The organism is Citrobacter sp. HN-141 (assembly GCF_033341895.1).
Taxonomy (GTDB): Bacteria; Pseudomonadota; Gammaproteobacteria; order Enterobacterales; family Enterobacteriaceae; genus Citrobacter.
In genome coordinates this window covers 119374-137093 of sequence record NZ_JAWPBF010000002.1, presented here as the reverse complement: position 1 = coordinate 137093, position 17720 = coordinate 119374, and the positions used below count along the sequence as shown (strand labels likewise).

Below are 17720 nucleotides of genomic sequence, written 5' to 3'. Positions count from 1 at the left end.
ACAAAGGAATCGTATGCAGCCGCTTACCGTCGCCATTGTTGCCGTGGAAGATTTCAGCCCGTTTCACTTCTCGGTGCCGTGCATCATTTTCAGTGACAAAATGGCGGCGAAAAAGCGCTTTGAGGTACAGATGTGCGGCGAAAAACCGGGCATTATCTCCTCGCAGGATGGTTTCTCCGTTACCGCAACCCATGGCTATGAAGCGGTAGAGACTGCCGACATCGTGGTGATCCCCTGGTGGGGCACCACCGCGCATCGTCCACCGCAAAGCCTGCTTGATGCACTCAACCGTGCGCGACAAAACGGCGCGCAAATTGTCGGGCTGTGCCTGGGCGCGTTTGTCCTCGGCTATGCGGGGTTACTGGATGGTAGACGGGCAGCTACGCACTGGGAGTTCGAGCAGGATTTTCAGGCGCGCTTTCCGGCGGCCCGACTGGATATCAACGCACTGTACGTGGATGACGACGGCATTATTACCTCAGCAGGTACCGCCGCCGCGCTGGATTGCTGTTTGTACGTGATCCGCCAGCGTTTTGGCAGCACGGTGGCGAATCAGATTGCCCGCCGGATGATTGTGCCACCGCATCGTGAGGGCGGTCAGGCCCAATTTATCGAACAGCCGGTCGCGAAAAATACCCAGGATCAACGTATCAACGCCCTGCTCGACTATTTGCGCCAGCATCTCCACGAGCCGCATAATCTCGACGTTCTGGCGCAGCGGGTGATGATGAGTCGTCGCACGCTGACCCGTCATTTTATGAAGGCCACCGGGTCAAGCGTGGCGGAATGGCTGATTACCGAGCGCCTGCGCCGCAGCCAGATCCTGCTGGAGTCCAGTCAGTTACCCGTTGAACGCATTGCCGAACAGGTGGGTTTTCTCTCTCCCGTCACCTGGCGGCAGCATTTTAAATCCCGCTTCGGCGTCAGTCCGGCTGAATGGCGTAAAACCTTTCGCGGCGACTAACCTCTTTTTTGCGCCAGCCAGATGGTGTGCCCGGTACAGAGCGGATCTTCCATCACCCTCTCTATCACCGTAAAGCCGTGCGCCGACAACAATGCGTGGTACTCATCAGGCGCGAGGCTGGCGTGAAACAGCGGCTCGCCCTCAAATTGTCCCATGGCGATGCCGTTGTCCGTACCGCTGGTAAACATCAGCGCGCTGCCGGGATGGCTGAGGCGGTCAAAAATGGGGAACATCTTTTGCTGGTCCAACTGGGTTAAATGGAAAAAGCTGTCCCAGGCGATCAGACCGTCAAAGGTTTCATCAAGCGTTAGCTCGCGCATATCCTGCTCCAGCCAGCGCTGCCCGGGAAAGGCGAGCCGGGCACGCGCCAGCATCGCCGCCGAGCCGTCAATCCCCGTTAGCTGCAAACCTTGCTGGATAAAATAACCGGCAATCGGCTGGCCGTTTCCGCAGCCAATATCCACAATATGGCCCTGCCCGCCCATCACTGCGATGAACTTATCCAGCCAGTTTTTTTCAAACAGCGCGCACGAACGCTGGCGGGCAAAAGCCTCCGCATGACGCCGATAGATAGAAAGAATGTTGTTTGCCGCAGCATCGCTCACGATGTACTCACTTTTCTGCTGTTCTATCATTATGTTAAGCATAAAGGCTGTTGACCTGCCAACGCCCAATTCATGTCCCTGGAATGCAACTCGCAGAACCCGACCACAAATAGCCAAAAATAGTCTGCGCTGTGGCATGATAGCGCGTGGATAACGTCATGATCAGGGTGAACAATGTGAAACCGGTAACGCTATACGATGTCGCAGACCATGCAGGCGTCTCTTACCAGACCGTCTCACGCGTCGTAAATCAGGCCAGCCACGTTTCCACAAAAACCCGGCAAAAAGTTGAGGCCGCGATGGCGGAGCTCAATTACATTCCTAACCGCGTCGCGCAGCAGCTGGCAGGCAAACAGACGCCGTTAATTGGTGTCGCCACATCGAATCTTGCTCTGCATGCCCCCTCGCAAATTGTGGCCGCCATAAAAAGCCGCGCCGACCAGTCCGGCGCCAGCGTGGTGATCGCCATGGTCGAGCGTAGTGGCGTTGAGGCGTGTAAAGCCGCGGTACACAACCTGCTTTCTCAACGCGTAACCGGGCTTATCATCAACTATCCGCTGGATGAAGAAGACGCCATGATGGTCGCCGCCAGCTGCGGTACGGTGCCCGTATTGTTTCTTGATGTCTCTGAGCAGGCGCCGATTAATAGCGTCGTTTTCTCCCATGATGACGGCGCGCGACTCGGCGTTGAACATCTGATTCAACACGGACATCAGCGCATTGCCCTGCTGGCCGGGCCGCACTCATCGGTCTCCGCCAGGTTAAGGCATCGCGGGTGGCATAAATATCTGGCTCACTATCAGCTACGTCCCATTGCGGAACGTGAAGGTGACTGGAGCGCCCTGTCCGGCTTTCATCAAACCATGCATATGCTTAACGACGGTATCATTCCAACTGCCATGCTGGTCGCCAACGATCAAATGGCGCTGGGCGCAATGCGGGCAATCAGCGAGTCTGGCCTGCGAGTTGCAGCGGACATCTCCGTGATCGGCTACGACGACACCGAAGACAGCGCCTGCTACATCCCGCCGCTGACCACCATCAGGCAGGATTTCCCCACGCTCGGACAGACCAGCGTCGACAGGCTGTTGCAGCTTACGCAGGGCATGTCCACCCCCGGCAATCTGCTGCTGCCGGTCACGCTGGTCGAACGGAAAACCGTACTGCCGCCTGACACACAAACCGCCACGCCACAGATGCTGGCGGAGTCGTTGATGCAACTGGCGCGTCAGGTCTCTCTGCTGCCATCCGGCGAACGCTAATTACTGTGAGTCAGTTCACCCATTAACCCCGCCCGGCTTTACAGCGTCTCAGCGCACGCCTTATGTTTATTAAATTGTGAGCGAATAACAAACATGAGATACCGCTATGACTCTGAGCTCGGACTCACTCGCCGCCGTACTGGCGCGCCGTGACTGGGAAAATCCCGGCGTCACGCAGATAAACCGTCTGGAGGCACATCCCCCGTTTTGTAGCTGGCGCTGCGTGGATGATGTCCGTAACAACCGGCCTTCATCCCAACGGATTTCGTTAAACGGCGAGTGGCAGTTCGCCTGGTTTGCCGCACCAGAGGCCGTGCCAGAAAGCTGGCCTGAGCATGATTTACCGCAGGCCGATACCCTCTGCGTGCCGTCTAATTGGCAGATGAGCGGTTATGATGCGCCAATCTACTCCAATATCACCTATCCATTCCCGGTCAATCCACCCTCTGTTCCGACGCAGAACCCTACTGGTTGTTACTCGCTCACATTTCATATCGAAGACGCATGGTTAGATGAGGGTCAGACGCGCATTATTTTTGACGGCGTGAACTCTGCGTTTCATCTGTGGTGCAACGGTCGCTGGGTCGGCTACGGTCAGGACAGCCGCCTGCCGTCTGAATTTGATCTTCGCGATTATCTGCTGCGCGGCGAAAACCGCCTGGCCGTCATGGTGCTGCGCTGGAGCGATGGCAGCTATCTGGAAGATCAGGACATGTGGCGCATGAGCGGCATCTTTCGCGACGTTTCTTTGCTGCATAAACCCGCAACGCAGATCCGTGACCTACGCATCAACACCCGCTTTAATGATGATTTCAGCCGTGCGGTGCTGGAAGCAGAAGTCCGGATAGCAGGCGACGAGCGTGAAGATGTACGCGTGACCCTGCAATTGTGGAACGGCGAAACGTTGGTTGGCGAGCTCACCTCACCGCCCGGCAGCGAGATTGTTGATGAACGCGGCGCTTATCACGATCGCACTACGCTGCGTCTCAACGTTCAACACCCGGCGTTGTGGAGTGCCGAAACGCCTCATCTGTACCGCGCCGTGGTGCAGCTTCATACTGCTGACGGTACGCTGATTGAAGCCGAGGCCTGTGACGTCGGCTTCCGCGAGGTCCGCATCGAAAACGGCCTGCTATTGCTTAACGGTCAACCGCTGCTGATTCGTGGTGCTAACCGCCACGAACATCACCCGCAAAACGGTCAGGTGATGGACGAAGCGACGATGGTGCAGGACATCATCCTGATGAAACAGAACAACTTTAACGCCGTGCGTTGCTCGCATTACCCAAATCACCCGCTATGGTACACCCTGTGCGACCGCTACGGCCTGTATGTGGTGGATGAAGCCAATATCGAAACCCACGGTATGGTGCCCATGAATCGCCTGAGCGACGACCCAACATGGCTTCCTGCCATGAGCCAGCGCGTCACGCGCATGGTACAGCGTGACCGCAATCATCCAAGTATCATCATCTGGTCATTGGGCAATGAGTCCGGTCACGGCGCGAACCACGACGCGCTGTATCGTTGGCTGAAATCGGAAGATCCCTCTCGCCCGGTGCAGTACGAAGGCGGCGGCGCGGATACCGTAGCCACCGACATTATTTGCCCGATGTACGCCCGCGTAGACCAGGATCAGCCCTTCCCGGCGGTACCCAAATGGTCAATCAAAAAATGGCTGTCGATGCCCGGCGAGCAGCGCCCGCTGATCCTCTGCGAATATGCTCACGCGATGGGTAACAGCCTCGGCGGCTACGCCAAATACTGGCAGGCATTCCGCCAGTATCCGCGTCTGCAAGGAGGATTCGTCTGGGACTGGGTCGATCAGTCGCTCATTAAATATGACGACAACGGTAATCCGTGGTCAGCCTACGGCGGGGATTTTGGTGACACACCGAACGACCGCCAGTTCTGCATGGACGGGCTGGTATTTGCCGACCGCACGCCGCATCCGTCGCTGTATGAGGCCAAACACGCGCAGCAGTTTTTCCAGTTTACGCTATTGCCTGGCCCCCAACGCCAGATTGAAGTGCGCAGCGAATACCTGTTCCGCCGCAGCGATAACGAAATCCTGCACTGGTCCATCGCCCAGGACGGCAATCCACTGGCCGCCGGAGAAATCGCTCTGAATATCGCCCCACAGGGCCGCCAGCTGATCACCCTGCCAGCCATCCCGATGCCGGAAACCGCAGGCCAGCTGTGGCTGACGGTTCGCGTGGAACAACCCGAGGCGACTGCGTGGTCAGACGCCGGGCATATCAGCGCCTGGCAGCAGTGGAAGCTGGAAGAAAAGCTCAGTCTGGCGCTTAAACCTCGCGCCAGCACAGCGCCACAGCTGACGACCCGCGATGACACGTTTACAGTAATCGTCAGCGATAAACGCTGGGAATTCTGCCGCCGGACAGGTTTACTGACGCAATACTGGCTGGCCGAAGAAGCACAGCTGTTAGCACCGTTAATCGATCAGTTTACCCGCGCACCGCTGGATAACGACATCGGCATCAGCGAAGTCACGCGTATCGATCCTAATGCCTGGGTCGAACGCTGGAAGGCCGCGGGCCATTACCATGCTGAGCCACAACTATTGCAATGCGAGGCCGAAGCGCTGTCGAACAGCATCCTTATCACCACCGCGCATGCCTGGCAGTATCAGGGCGAAACGCTGTTTGTCAGCCGTAAGTCGTATCATCTCGACGGCCACGGCGAGATGCAGATTACCGTGGATGTCGATGTAGCCAGCGGTACGCCGCACCCGGCGCGTATCGGCCTGAGCTGCCAGCTGGCACAGGTGGCTGAGCGGGTGAACTGGTTAGGCCTTGGGCCGCACGAGAACTACCCGGATCGCCTGAGCGCTGCCTGTTTTGATCGTTGGGATCTGACGCTGGGTGAGATGTATACGCCGTACGTCTTCCCGAGTGAAAACGGCCTGCGCTGCGGGACACGCGAATTACGCTACGGGGAGCATCTGTGGCGTGGTGATTTCCAGTTCAACATCAGCCGTTACAGCCAGAAGCAACTGATGGAAACCAGCCATCGTCATCTGCTGCAACCTGAAGCCGGAACATGGCTCAACATTGACGGTTTCCATATGGGCGTCGGCGGGGATGATTCGTGGAGCCCTTCAGTGTCGCCGGAATTTCAGTTGAGCGCAGGGCGATATCATTATCAGCTGAGTTGGCGCTAACTCTGCGCCGGATGGCGCGGTGCTTATCCGGCCTACGGTGCGCGGTTTCGTAGGCCGGATAAGGCGAAGCCGCCATCCGGCAACGCCTTACTCCTCGATCGCCTGGCGGATTTGCTGTAACGATGTCGGATCGTCAATGGTGGTCAGATCGCCAGGATCGCGGCCTTCGCAGATCGCCTGGATCGTACGCCTGAGCATTTTTCCGGAGCGTGTTTTCGGCAGTTGTGACACAAACCAGACATGTGCCGGGCGGCCAAAGTTACCAATCTGGCTGTCCACCAGCGCCATGATCGCCTTCTCTTCAGAATGCGCAATGTCGCGGTCTTCCAGACTGTCACTCTGCTTTGGAATGACAAACGCGACGGCCACCTGCCCTTTTAGCGCATCTTTCACCCCCACTACCGCTACCTCAGCAACGTTCGGATAGCTGGAGATACTCTCTTCTATCTCACGCGTGCCCAGCCGGTGTCCGGCGACGTTGATCACGTCATCCGTACGTCCCAGAATGAAGTAGTACCCGTCGTCGTCACGAATGCCCCAGTCAAAGGTGGCGTATACCTGGCGGGAGAACAGCGACCAGTAGGTATTCACAAAGCGTTCGTCATCGCCCCAGATGGTCTGAATACAACCCGGCGGCAGCGGCCCTTCAATCACCAGCATCCCCTTCTCATTTGCAGCACAAGGTTCGCCAGTCACTTCATTGAGCAGTTGCACGTTGTAGCCGTACATCGGCACGCCAGGACTGCCCAGGCGCGACGGTCGGTCGTCCAGCCCGCGGGCAATCGCCATAATCGGCCAGCCAGATTCGGTCTGCCAGTAGTTGTCGATAACCGGAACACCCAGCGTTTGGGTTACCCAGCTTGCCGTCGGTTCATCCAGCGGCTCGCCGGCCAGATACAGCACTTCCAGCGAGGAGAGATCGTGATTACGGATCTGCGCGGTCGGAAATTTCTTCAGCACACGGATGGCGGTCGGTGCCGAGAACATCCGGCTGACCTGATACTTTTCAACGATTTTCCACCACACGCCGCAGTCCGGCCAGGTTGGCAACCCTTCGTATACCACTGTCGCCATCCCCGCCAGCAACGGGGCATAGACGATGTACGAGTGTCCCACCACCCAGCCGATATCCGACGCGCAGAAGAAAACTCCGCCCGCTTTGCCACCAAAAATGGTGTCCATCGAGGTGGCCAGCGCTACCGCATAACCGCCCACATCACGCTGCACGCCCTTGGGTTTACCGGTTGTACCGGACGTATAGAGAATGCAGGAGGTTTCATTCGATTCCAGCCAGACCACCGGCACGCGTGCGCCGAGATGCTGTTGGCGCAGCGCGGCAAAGTCGAGGTCGCGTCCTTCAGCCCACGCCATTTTCGCCAGGCCACGATCAACCAGTACCACATGGCGCGGTTGATGCTGAGCCTGCGCAATCGCATCATCGAGCAGCTTTTTATACGGCAGGATCTTGCCGCCGCGCGCCCCGGCATCCGCCGATACGATGACCTTTGGCTGGGCATCGTCAATGCGCGCCGCCACGCTATGCGAGGCAAATCCGCCAAATACCACGGAATGGATCGCCCCAATCCGCGCACAGGCCAGCAGCGTAATGTGCGCCTCGGCGATCATCGGCATATAGACCAGCACCCTGTCGCCGCGCTGTACGCCCAGCGACAACAACATCGCCGCCGCGACGTTTACCTCGTCATACAACTGACGAAAGGTAAATGTGCGCTCTTCTTCGGTTTCCGATGAAACCGCGATCAGCGCCAGCGCGTCAGGCTGTTTCTCCAGCCAGCGGTCGATGGCGTTATGGCACAGATTCGTCGTCCCGCCACAAAACCAGCGAGCAAACGGTGGATGACGATGATCCAGTACCTGAGCAAACGGCTGCTGCCAGTCAATACGCTGGGCCTGCTCGGCCCAGAACGACTCCGGCTGCGTAATCGAACGTTGATAAAAATCGCTATAAGACATAATGCTCTCCTGTTGAACTTACGCCTTGCCGCACGCAGGTTTAGATAACGAACAAATCAAGGTATTCGTTGACTGGCATCTGCTCCAGGCTTGCTCTGTTCAGGGAGACATCCAGAATGCGCTGCTGCTGACGGGTCGGGAACTGACGCGCCAGGTTGATTTTGAATTTTTCGACCAGTTTCGGCATCCCGTCATGACGACGACGCGCATGGCCGATGGGGTATTCCACTACCACTTCTTCAAAGCGTGAGCCGTCGGTGAATTCCAGCGTGATGGCATTCGCGATGGCGCGTTTTTCCGGGTCGTGGTAATCGGCAGTAAAGGCCGGATCTTCGAAGCAGCTAATCTTTTCACGCAGGGCGTCAATGCGTTTATCCTGCGCCACGCCGTCTTCGTAATCCGCTGCGGTTAAGCGTCCGAACAGCAGTGGGATAGCCACCATGTACTGAATGCAGTGGTCACGATCCGCCGGGTTATTAAGTGGACCTTTTTTATCGATGATACGAATACAGGCTTCGTGTGTACGAATGGTCACTTTTTCGATATCCGCCGCCGTTTTACCCGTCGCCTGCAGTTGTTCATACAACGTCATCGCCGCTTCAACCGCTGTTTGTGAGTGGAACTCGGCCGGGAAGGAGATTTTAAACAACACGTTTTCCATCACGTATGAGCCGTACGGGCGCTGGAAGCGGAACGATTCCCCTTTGAAGGAGACGTCATAAAAGCCCCAGGTTTTTGCCGTCAGCGCAGACGGGTAGCCCATCTCGCCGGTTTTCGCCATCAGAGCCAGACGCACTGCGCGTGAAGTGGCATCGCCAGCAGCCCAGGATTTACGTGTGCCGGTATTCGGGGCATGGCGATAGGTGCGCAGCGACTGTCCGTCGACCCACGCCAGCGATACCGCATTAAGGATCTCATCGCGGGTCAATCCGAGCATTTCGGCAACAACGGCGGTCGAGGCGACTTTCACCAGCAGGACGTGGTCGAGTCCAACGCGGTTAAAGGAGTTTTCCAGCGCGATACAGCCCTGAATTTCGTGGGCTTTAATCATGCCGGTCAGCACTTTTTTCATGGTTAACGGCGCTTTTCCCGCCGCCACCGCATTGCGTGACAACCAGTCAGCCGTCGCCAGAATACCGCCGAGGTTATCGGAAGGATGGCCCCATTCAGCGGCCAGCCAGGTGTCGTTGAAGTCCAGCCAACGGATCATCGCGCCGATGTTAAATGCCGCCTGAACGGGATCGAGCTGGAACTGGGTGCCCGGCACACGAACGCCGTTCGGCACCACCGTACCCGGTACGACCGGCCCCAGCAGTTTTTTACAGGCCGGATATTCCAGCGCTTCCAGGCCACAGCCGAGGGTATCAAGCAGGCAATAATGTGCAGTGTCATACGCCACCTTTGAGGTGATCTCGTAATTCATAACGTAGTCAACGATATCAACAATTTCACGGTCAAATTCAGGGCGGACGTTCGAAATATGTGCAGACATAGGGTACATTTCCTGTTTTTTTATCTTTAGCGGTTTGGCATTAGCAACGTTTTTCAATTGCAACGAATTCGCGATCTTCCGGGCCAACATAATTGGCGGAAGGACGGATAATTTTGTTGTCCTGACGCTGTTCGATAATGTGCGCCGCCCAGCCAGTAACGCGGGCGATGACAAACAACGGGGTGAACATTTCGGTGGGGACGCCCATCATGTTGTAGGAGACCGCCGAGAACCAGTCGAGATTCGGGAACATCTTTTTGGTATCCCACATTACGGCTTCCAGACGGTCGGCGATGTTGTACATTTTCAGCGAACCGCCTTCCTGAGAGAGCTGTTTCGCCACGCGCTTAATCACCTGATGGCGCGGGTCGGCAATGGTGTACACCGGATGTCCAAAGCCAATCACCACTTCTTTGTTTTCCACACGTTTGCGGATATCCGCTTCGGCTTCATCCGGCGTTTCATAGCGCTGCTGGATTTCCAGCGATACCTCGTTGGCTCCGCCGTGTTTCGGGCCGCGCAGTGCGCCAATCGCCCCGATAATCGCGGAATACATGTCTGAGCCAGTACCGGCGATCACTCTGCCGGTAAAGGTGGAGGCGTTAAATTCGTGCTCGGCGTACAGCACCAGCGAAATATGCATCGCCTTTTCCCAACTTTGCGACGGCTTTTCGCCATGCAGCAGATGCAGGAAGTGGCCGCCAATCGAATCATCGTCAGTTTCCGGCTGAATGCGCTCGCCGTTGTGGCTGTAGTGATACCAATACAAAAGGATTGAACTGAGCGACGCCAGCAGCTTGTCGGCAATATCGCGCGCGCCGGAAACGGTATGCCCCTCTTTTTCCGGTAACGTACAACCTAACGCGGAGACGCCGGTGCGCATGACGTCCATCGGGTGTGATGCTGCCGGCAGCGCTTCCAGCACGGTACGCACGTTAGCGGGTAAGCCACGCAGCGCTTTTAATTTGCTCTTGTAGGCGTTGAGCTCATCGCGGGTAGGCAATTTTCCGTGGATCAGCAGGTGCGCAACCTCTTCAAATTCACACTGCTGCGCCAGGTCGAGAATATCGTAGCCACGATAGTGTAAATCGTTACCGCTTTTACCTACGGTACACAACGCCGTATTTCCGGCGGGGACGCCGGACAGCGCGACGGATTTTTTCGGCTTAATGACATGGGTACTGTTTTGCAGGATCGTTGTGTCGCTCATGTTGTCCTCGTTATTTTTTATATATAGGGTATTGAGGGTATGCATCGCGTAGTACGTTGTAGGCCGGATAAACGTAGTGCCATCCGGCATTGCCTGATGGCGGCTGCGCCTTATCAGGCCTACGGCTTCGTGGTGTACAGCGCGTCGAGTTTCTCTTCGAACTGGTAGTAGTTGATGCTTTCGTACAGCTCGTTGCGCGTCTGCATAATGTCGATCACGCTCTTTTGCGTACCTTCCTGACGCAGCACGTTGTATACCCGTTCAGCGGCGCGGTTCATGGCACGGAAGGCAGACAGCGGATAGAGCGCCATCGCCACATTTGCACTGCGCAGCTCATCGGTGGTGAACAGCGGTGTCGCACCAAATTCGGTAATGTTAGCGAGGATCGGCACCTGCACCGCGTCAGCAAACTGACGGTACATAGACAGCTCGGTGATCGCTTCCGGGAACAGCATGTCAGCGCCCGCTTCGACATACGCCTGCGCCCGATCGATAGCCGCCTCTAACCCTTCCACCGCCAGCGCATCGGTACGCGCCATGATGACAAAGTTGGGATCGGTGCGCGCATCCACGGCGGCGCGGATCCTGTCGACCATCTCTTCTTTCGAGACGATCGCCTTGTTCGGACGATGACCGCAGCGCTTAGCGCCGATCTGATCTTCAATGTGCAGCGCAGCAGCACCGGCTTTGGCAATCGACTTCACGGTTCGCGCCACGTTAAATGCCGACGATCCAAACCCGATATCGGCGTCCACCAGCAGCGGCAGCGGGCAAACGTCGGTGATACGGCGGATATCGGTCAGCACATCATCCAGCGTAGAGATACCGAGATCGGGCAATCCCAATGAGCCGGCCGCCACGCCGCCGCCTGACAGGTAAATGGCCTGGTATCCGGCGCGTTGGGCCAGGAGCGCATGGTTGGCGTTAATGGTGCCCACGATTTGTAATGGATTTTCTTTGGTGAGCGCAGCGCGGAACGCCTGCCCTGGGGAGTGTAGAGACATATCCCATCCTCTTGTTATCAACTTGTTATCGTTCGTTGATTAACCTAAAGCAAGGGGTATGCCAAAGACCTGAACTTTGGCTAAAATTCTATTTTTTATTTTTAAAACAAAGAATTACATTTAACACCTGCATTTTTTATGTACAAAAGCGTGTCAGCTATCGTTTCATGAAACCGAGATGAACGTTTCATTGCAACATTTATGAAACACAACTAAACCCAATATTCGGTTCCTTACTTTTTGGGTTGCTTATGGCTGATACGCATCTTCCGCCGCGGGTGAATGACGACAAACCGGTTATCTGGACGGTCTCCGTTACGCGTCTGTTTGAACTGTTCCGCGACATCAGCCTCGAGTTCGACCACCTGGCGACCATCACCCCTATCCAGCTCGGTTTTGAAAAAGCGGTCACCTATATCCGCAAGAAGCTGGCGAGCGAGCGTTGTGATGCGATCATTGCGGCGGGCTCCAACGGTGCCTATCTGAAAAGCCGCTTATCAATTCCGGTGATCCTGATTAAACCCAGCGGCTTCGATGTGCTACAAGCATTAGCGAAAGCGGGAAAACTCACATCATCGATTGGCGTCATTACCTATCAGGAAACCATTCCTGCGCTTCTCGCCTTTCAAAAGACCTTCAATTTACAGCTTGAACAGCGTAGCTATATCACCGAAGAAGATGCCCGAGGACAAATCAACGAGCTGAAGGCCAACGGCACGCAGGCAGTGGTCGGGGCGGGACTCATTACCGATCTGGCGGAAGAAGCCGGTATGACCGGCATCTTTATCTATTCAGCGGCTACCGTGCGCCAGGCCTTTGTCGATGCGCTGGATATGACGCGCCTGACGCTGCGGCGAAACGGTCAATACGCTTCTGGCGATACGCTGCGCACCCGCTATGCACTGGGAGATATGCGCGGTCATTCTGCTCAGATGGAACAGGTGCGGCACACCATAATGCTCTACGCCCGTTCCCGCGCACCGGTGTTGATTCAGGGCGAAACGGGGACGGGGAAAGAGCTGGCGGCGCAGGCCATTCATCGTGAATATTTCACCCGTCAGGAGAATCGACGCGGTAAACCCTCACCACCGTTTGTTGCCGTCAACTGCGGGGCAATCACCGAATCCTTACTGGAAGCGGAGTTGTTCGGCTATGAGGATGGTGCTTTTACCGGCTCACGGCGGGGCGGACGCGCGGGTCTGTTTGAAATCGCCCACGGCGGAACGCTGTTTCTTGATGAGATAGGTGAAATGCCGTTGCCGCTACAAACCCGGCTGCTGCGCGTACTGGAAGAAAAAGAGGTCACCCGGGTAGGCGGACATCAACCCATTCCGGTAGAGGTACGGGTGATTAGCGCCACGCACTGCAACCTGGAACAAGAGATGAAACAAGGCGAGTTTCGTACCGATCTGTTTTATCGCCTGAGCATTCTGCGCCTCAAACTCCCTCCGCTACGCGAACGGCTACCCGATATTTTACCGCTGGCGGAAGGCTTTTTAAAACAGTCACTGGCGGAATTAGATGTACCGTTTTCTGAGCCGGTGCGTAAAGGGCTGGGGCTCAGCCAACATATGCTGCTGAATTACGGCTGGCCGGGGAATATTCGTGAGCTGCGCAATATGATGGAGCGTCTGGCATTATTTTTAAGCGTTGAGCCACAACCAGAACTTAACGTCCATTTCTTGCAGCAATTATTGCCAGAGCTGGCGATTGTCGCCGAAATACCCCAGATATCATCATCTCTGACGCCACAACAGGTGCTGGCGCAATTCAACGGTGATAAAACCGCAGCGGCACGATATCTCGGTATCAGCCGAACCACGTTTTGGCGCAGATTAAAAGAATAACCCGCCAGTACAGAGGCTGGCGGGTATTTTATCTTTCAATGCAGCGCGTTATTTTTTCTTGTAAATATTAGCTGTTCCATGGATTTTGTTATCCGTTTGGCCGGAGGTTAATACCACCACATCAGCGCCTTTCTCTTCAGCTTTCTTCAGCAGCTCTTCTTTAGCATCTGCAACAGAAACTTCATTACTCGTTGAAATATCACCGATTTTTGTGTACTGCGACTCAACCTTTTCAAACTCAAGTTTTGTCATAAATTCCGCAGCATAGGCGTTGGAAAAAACTAAAGCTAACGCACCAATAAGTACTTTATATCCAGTTTTCATATCAAAGCTCCAGGTTTTGTTATATATGCCATCATCGCCCCCTGAACATCCATCGTGCGAGTCAAGGATGATTAATAAGTAGTTCAGCCTGATTAAAAGATCCAGAGTCAACGGAAATATAAAGAAATCTTGCGCTATCGCCACAACAGGCGATCCAGCGCTGCCGCGTTATCCGACGAATTCGGTGCCACAAATAGCGTTAATGCTGACATTGAGAAATTAACTGCGTTTGATGGCGCACTGTGAGTGAATACTCAGAATATTGATTGCGCTAAAACTATAGTAGGTGCAGATTCGTAAATGACCTGCGGGTAAACATTCATTTTCTCACTGATGGAATCGTTGTCTATGGAACCTCTGCACGCCGTCGTGCTCACCGTTAGCCTGTTTGTGTTAACCTTTTTCAACCCCGGCGCAAACCTGTTCGTGGTGGTGCAAACCAGCCTGGCGTCGGGACGACGCGCGGGTGTGATGACCGGTCTGGGCGTTGCCTTAGGCGATGCGTTCTACTCCGGGCTTGGCCTTTTTGGTATGGCGACGCTTATCACCCAATGTGAAGAGATATTCTCACTGATAAAAATCGTCGGCGGTGCCTACTTACTGTGGTTTGCCTGGAACAGCATACGCCATCAGGCCACACCGCAAATGCCCACGTTACAGCAGCCGATCTCCGCCCCCTGGTACGTATTCTTTCGTCGCGGGCTGTTAACGGATTTATCCAATCCGCAAACCGTACTGTTTTTTATAAGTATTTTCTCGGTCACCTTAAGCGCAGAAACCCCGACCTGGGCCAGGCTGATGGCATGGGCAGGTATTGTACTTTCTTCTGTTATCTGGCGTATTTTTCTCAGCCAGGCGTTTTCTCTTCCTGCGGTGCGTCGTGCGTATGGACGCATTCAGCGCGTTGCCAGCCGAGTGATTGGCGCCATCATCGGCGTCTTCGCCTTAAGGCTGATTTATGAAGGTATTCGCCATCGTTAATGCGTAAAGAGAGTTTCACTTGACCATCGTGACGTAATTGTCCGTAATACCGCCTGAATTTTTCAATCACATTTGAGTGGCTGTGAGATGGAACAGGTTGATCCCGTAAACGACACATTACTCCTTACAGAATGGCGGGCGCTAATACGCCAGACATCCCCTGACGTTCATACGATCCTCACAGGGTTAAGCGACGATGAGATCCGCCATTTAGTGACCGTTTTTTATGACTACATGCTCTCTCACGCGGAGAGCGCGTTGTTTCTGAATACCGAGCAGGTCAGTACGCGCCTGAGCGGCAGTATGTTTGACTGGCTACGCAGCGTGCTCGGCAGCGCATATGAAGACCTCCCGCTCTTGCTGGCAAAACAGCGTGAAATTGGTGTGGTACACGCCCGTATCGGCCTGCCTATTGATCTGGTTAACCGCGGGGCGCGTAAGCTAAAAGAAGAGCTGTATCAGTTGCTGAAAAGTAAGGCTGACTACTCTGTCAGCCTGTTGAGCGATGCTATCTGTTTCAGCAGTCTGGCGATGGATACCGCGCTGGAGGCCATGACTGTTTCCTACTCTCCGAGCTATCAAAACTCGCTGCACACGCAGGAGCAGTATCGGCTGCAGACCATTTACGACGACGTCAACGTCGAGCGCGAACGGCAAATCCGTTCGTTTACCGATTGGGAAAATCAGTTTATCTACAACATCGCGACCGGATTACCGTCCGGTGATCTGGTGTTCCTGGCAGACTCTGATTTTGGTATGTGGTTCTCCCATAAGGGAAAACACATTCTTGGCAGCGGTAATCTGCTGGCAGAAATGGAATCCGTGATCGCTGAAATCGATAACCGTCTGACACAGACGCTCTCGAATCAGCATCAGCCTGGCGAAGCCGAACGGATGAGCTTATTGCAGGATGTCCGACAGCTCTCGGCCAAAATCCATTTTCTCCTCGCCTCAATGTTTGAAGCGCTGGTCAAACAGGAAAATGGCAAAGATTCGCTGACCCAGCTGCTTAATCGCCGCTTTATTCCAACGATTATGCGCCGTGAAATCTCGCTGGCGTTACATTCACGAAAACCCTTTACCCTGGCAATGCTGGACATTGATTATTTTAAGCAGATCAATGACCGCTACGGACATAATACTGGCGATATGACACTGAAAAACGTCGCAGCCGTTATTTATGAGCACATCCGCAGCAGCGATTACGTATTCCGCTATGGTGGTGAAGAGTTTATGATCCTGCTGGTCGAATCAGACGAATCGCAGGCCTCGATTATTCTGGAAACACTGCGCAAGAAAATTGCCGAGCTGCGTATCGCCGCGTCCGTGACTGAATCCTTCTCTATTACCGTCAGTATCGGCGTTGCCGAATATGACTATCACCCCGACTACAAACAACTGGTTGATAAAGCCGATCGCGCGCTCTATCTGGCGAAAAGCCATGGCCGTAACCGCGTAGAAACGTACCGGGAATGACTGTCGCCCCCCACAGATAAATAAATACCCCGTTCAGGGTATTTATCTGACCTGTGATAAATATCGTGCTGTTATTTTTATACATGCCCATTAGCGTGATAAAAATGGCAGCCGATTAATAAGATGCAAATCAAATACACTATATCTTTATAGCGGTAGCATATCCCGGTGATGAGTCTTCCTGAATGCAGGGGGAAATATGAGGGATAATAAAAGATCATGAATGGGAAGAAAAAAACGCGCTGGCAGCGCCGCCCTGGTACCGTCGGAGGGAAACTGCCGTGGAATGACTGGCGCAATGCCAGTAGCTGGAGAAAAGCCACCCAGTTTCTCCTGTTGGCCATCAATATCTATATTGGCGTGACGTTCTGGTATTGGGTTCGCTATTTCGAAACAGCCGGTACCAGCGTTTATATCCCAAGGCCCGGCGGTATTGAGGGATGGCTTCCCATTGCCGGTCTGATGAATATCAGATACACACTGGAAACCGGCTTTCTTCCCCCCATTCACGCCGCTTCCATGCTGCTGCTGGTTGCCTTTATCCTGATGAGTCTGCTGTTAAAAAAAGCGTTCTGCTCGTGGTTGTGCCCGGTGGGTACGCTGTCTGAGCTGATAGGTAATCTGGGCAAAAAAATAGTGGGTCGCAACTTTACCCTGCCGCGCTGGCTGGATCTCCCCTTGCTGAGCCTGAAATATTTGCTGCTGAGCTTCTTTCTGTATATCGCCCTGTCGATGCCAGCACAGGGGATTCAGTATTTTCTGATGTCAGCCTACGGCATGATTATCGACGTTAAGATGCTCGATTTCTTTCGTAATATCGGCACGACGACGCTCATCGTGGTGGCGGTTATCAGCATCATGAGCCTGTTTATTCGCAATGCGTGGTGCCGTTATCTGTGCCCTTATGGCGCACTGCTTGGTCTGTTCTCTTTGCTTTCGCCGTTTAAGATCCGCCGCAATGCCGACAGCTGTATCGATTGCGGCAAATGCGCAAAGAACTGCCCGTCGAATATTCCGGTCGATCGCTTAATTCAGGTACGCACCGTTGAGTGCACGGGATGTATGACCTGTGTGGAATCCTGTCCGGTAGCCTCAACGCTAACCCTGTCACTGAAGACACCGCCTGGCGCACAATCAGGGCACAGCACAGCGCCGAAATCATGGTGGCGACAAGGTAGGTTATCAGGGTGGACAATGACGCTACTGCTGCTCGGTATTCTGTTTGCCGCCGTAGGCTATGCGGTGTATGCCAACGTCTGGCAGACGCCGGTGCCGGATCATATGTATTTCCAGTTGATCCCGAAGGCCAGAATGATCGGCCATTAATGGTTTGATCTGTCTGCCTTTATGCCGAGTAGTGACGACACCCTACCCGGCGTGCATGTCGGGTATCACCG

Annotated in this window: 13 protein-coding genes; 7 read left to right on the top strand and 6 right to left on the bottom strand. The window is 54.7% G+C overall.

The window, feature by feature from the left end; translation table 11 throughout:
• Window positions 1–13: 13 nt before the first annotated feature.
• The gene (locus RYZ59_RS03560) at window positions 14–964 is read left to right on the top strand and encodes a GlxA family transcriptional regulator (RefSeq protein WP_318044980.1); all 951 of its coding nucleotides are present in this window, start codon (window positions 14–16) and stop codon (window positions 962–964) included.
• On the opposite strand, the gene RYZ59_RS03555 is transcribed toward RYZ59_RS03560, so the two are convergent.
• Entirely contained in the window at window positions 961–1611 is a 651-nt protein-coding gene (locus tag RYZ59_RS03555; RefSeq protein ID WP_318044982.1) for a class I SAM-dependent methyltransferase, read from the bottom strand. The two genes, RYZ59_RS03560 and RYZ59_RS03555, sit on opposite strands and share 4 nt — an antisense overlap.
• 125 nt (window positions 1612–1736) lie before the next feature.
• Here RYZ59_RS03555 and RYZ59_RS03550 point away from each other — a divergent pair, with 125 nt between their 5' ends.
• Both RYZ59_RS03550 and RYZ59_RS03545 read left to right on the top strand, forming a co-directional pair.
• The gene (locus RYZ59_RS03550; RefSeq protein WP_318045215.1) at window positions 1737–2831 is read left to right on the top strand and encodes a LacI family DNA-binding transcriptional regulator; all 1095 of its coding nucleotides are present in this window, start codon (window positions 1737–1739) and stop codon (window positions 2829–2831) included.
• A gap of 106 nt (window positions 2832–2937) precedes the next feature.
• Window positions 2938–6015: a beta-galactosidase gene (locus tag RYZ59_RS03545; RefSeq protein ID WP_318044984.1), complete on the top strand. Its 3078-nt coding sequence runs from the start codon at window positions 2938–2940 to the stop codon at window positions 6013–6015.
• A gap of 87 nt (window positions 6016–6102) precedes the next feature.
• Here the strand turns inward: RYZ59_RS03545 and prpE are convergent, their stop codons facing one another.
• From prpE to prpB, 4 genes are all read right to left on the bottom strand, one after another.
• On the bottom strand, window positions 6103–7989 hold the full coding sequence (gene prpE, locus RYZ59_RS03540) for a propionate--CoA ligase (protein ID WP_318044986.1): 1887 nt from the start codon (window positions 7987–7989) through the stop codon (window positions 6103–6105).
• Between the two features lie 40 nt (window positions 7990–8029).
• A complete protein-coding gene (locus RYZ59_RS03535; protein WP_318044988.1) occupies window positions 8030–9481 on the bottom strand; it encodes a bifunctional 2-methylcitrate dehydratase/aconitate hydratase in 1452 nt (483 codons plus the stop codon).
• Window positions 9482–9521: 40 nt separating this feature from the next.
• Complete coding sequence (gene prpC, locus RYZ59_RS03530; RefSeq protein WP_202039366.1) at window positions 9522–10691, bottom strand: 2-methylcitrate synthase; 1170 nt, start codon at window positions 10689–10691, stop codon at window positions 9522–9524.
• Between the two features lie 119 nt (window positions 10692–10810).
• Window positions 10811–11695: a methylisocitrate lyase gene (gene prpB / locus RYZ59_RS03525; protein ID WP_137384459.1), complete on the bottom strand. Its 885-nt coding sequence runs from the start codon at window positions 11693–11695 to the stop codon at window positions 10811–10813.
• A gap of 251 nt (window positions 11696–11946) precedes the next feature.
• Between prpB and prpR the strand changes: the two genes are divergently transcribed.
• Window positions 11947–13542 (top strand): propionate catabolism operon regulatory protein PrpR, encoded by a 1596-nt coding sequence (gene prpR / locus RYZ59_RS03520; protein ID WP_318044991.1) that lies wholly within the window; start codon window positions 11947–11949, stop codon window positions 13540–13542.
• A gap of 48 nt (window positions 13543–13590) precedes the next feature.
• Here prpR and yahO read toward each other — a convergent pair whose 3' ends face one another.
• A complete protein-coding gene (gene yahO / locus RYZ59_RS03515; RefSeq protein ID WP_003830901.1) occupies window positions 13591–13866 on the bottom strand; it encodes a DUF1471 family periplasmic protein YahO in 276 nt (91 codons plus the stop codon).
• A 348-nt stretch (window positions 13867–14214) separates the two neighbouring features.
• On the opposite strand from yahO, the gene RYZ59_RS03510 reads away from it, so the two are divergent.
• The 3 genes from RYZ59_RS03510 to RYZ59_RS03500 all read left to right on the top strand — a co-directional run bounded on the left by RYZ59_RS03510 (window position 14215) and on the right by RYZ59_RS03500 (window position 17649).
• Complete coding sequence (locus RYZ59_RS03510; RefSeq protein WP_137384458.1) at window positions 14215–14847, top strand: LysE family transporter; 633 nt, start codon at window positions 14215–14217, stop codon at window positions 14845–14847.
• An 87-nt stretch (window positions 14848–14934) separates the two neighbouring features.
• Window positions 14935–16323: a diguanylate cyclase gene (locus RYZ59_RS03505; RefSeq protein ID WP_318044994.1), complete on the top strand. Its 1389-nt coding sequence runs from the start codon at window positions 14935–14937 to the stop codon at window positions 16321–16323.
• Window positions 16324–16542: 219 nt separating this feature from the next.
• Window positions 16543–17649, top strand: coding sequence for a 4Fe-4S binding protein (locus RYZ59_RS03500; protein ID WP_318044996.1), 1107 nt, complete (start codon window positions 16543–16545; stop codon window positions 17647–17649).
• Window positions 17650–17720 lie beyond the last annotated feature (71 nt).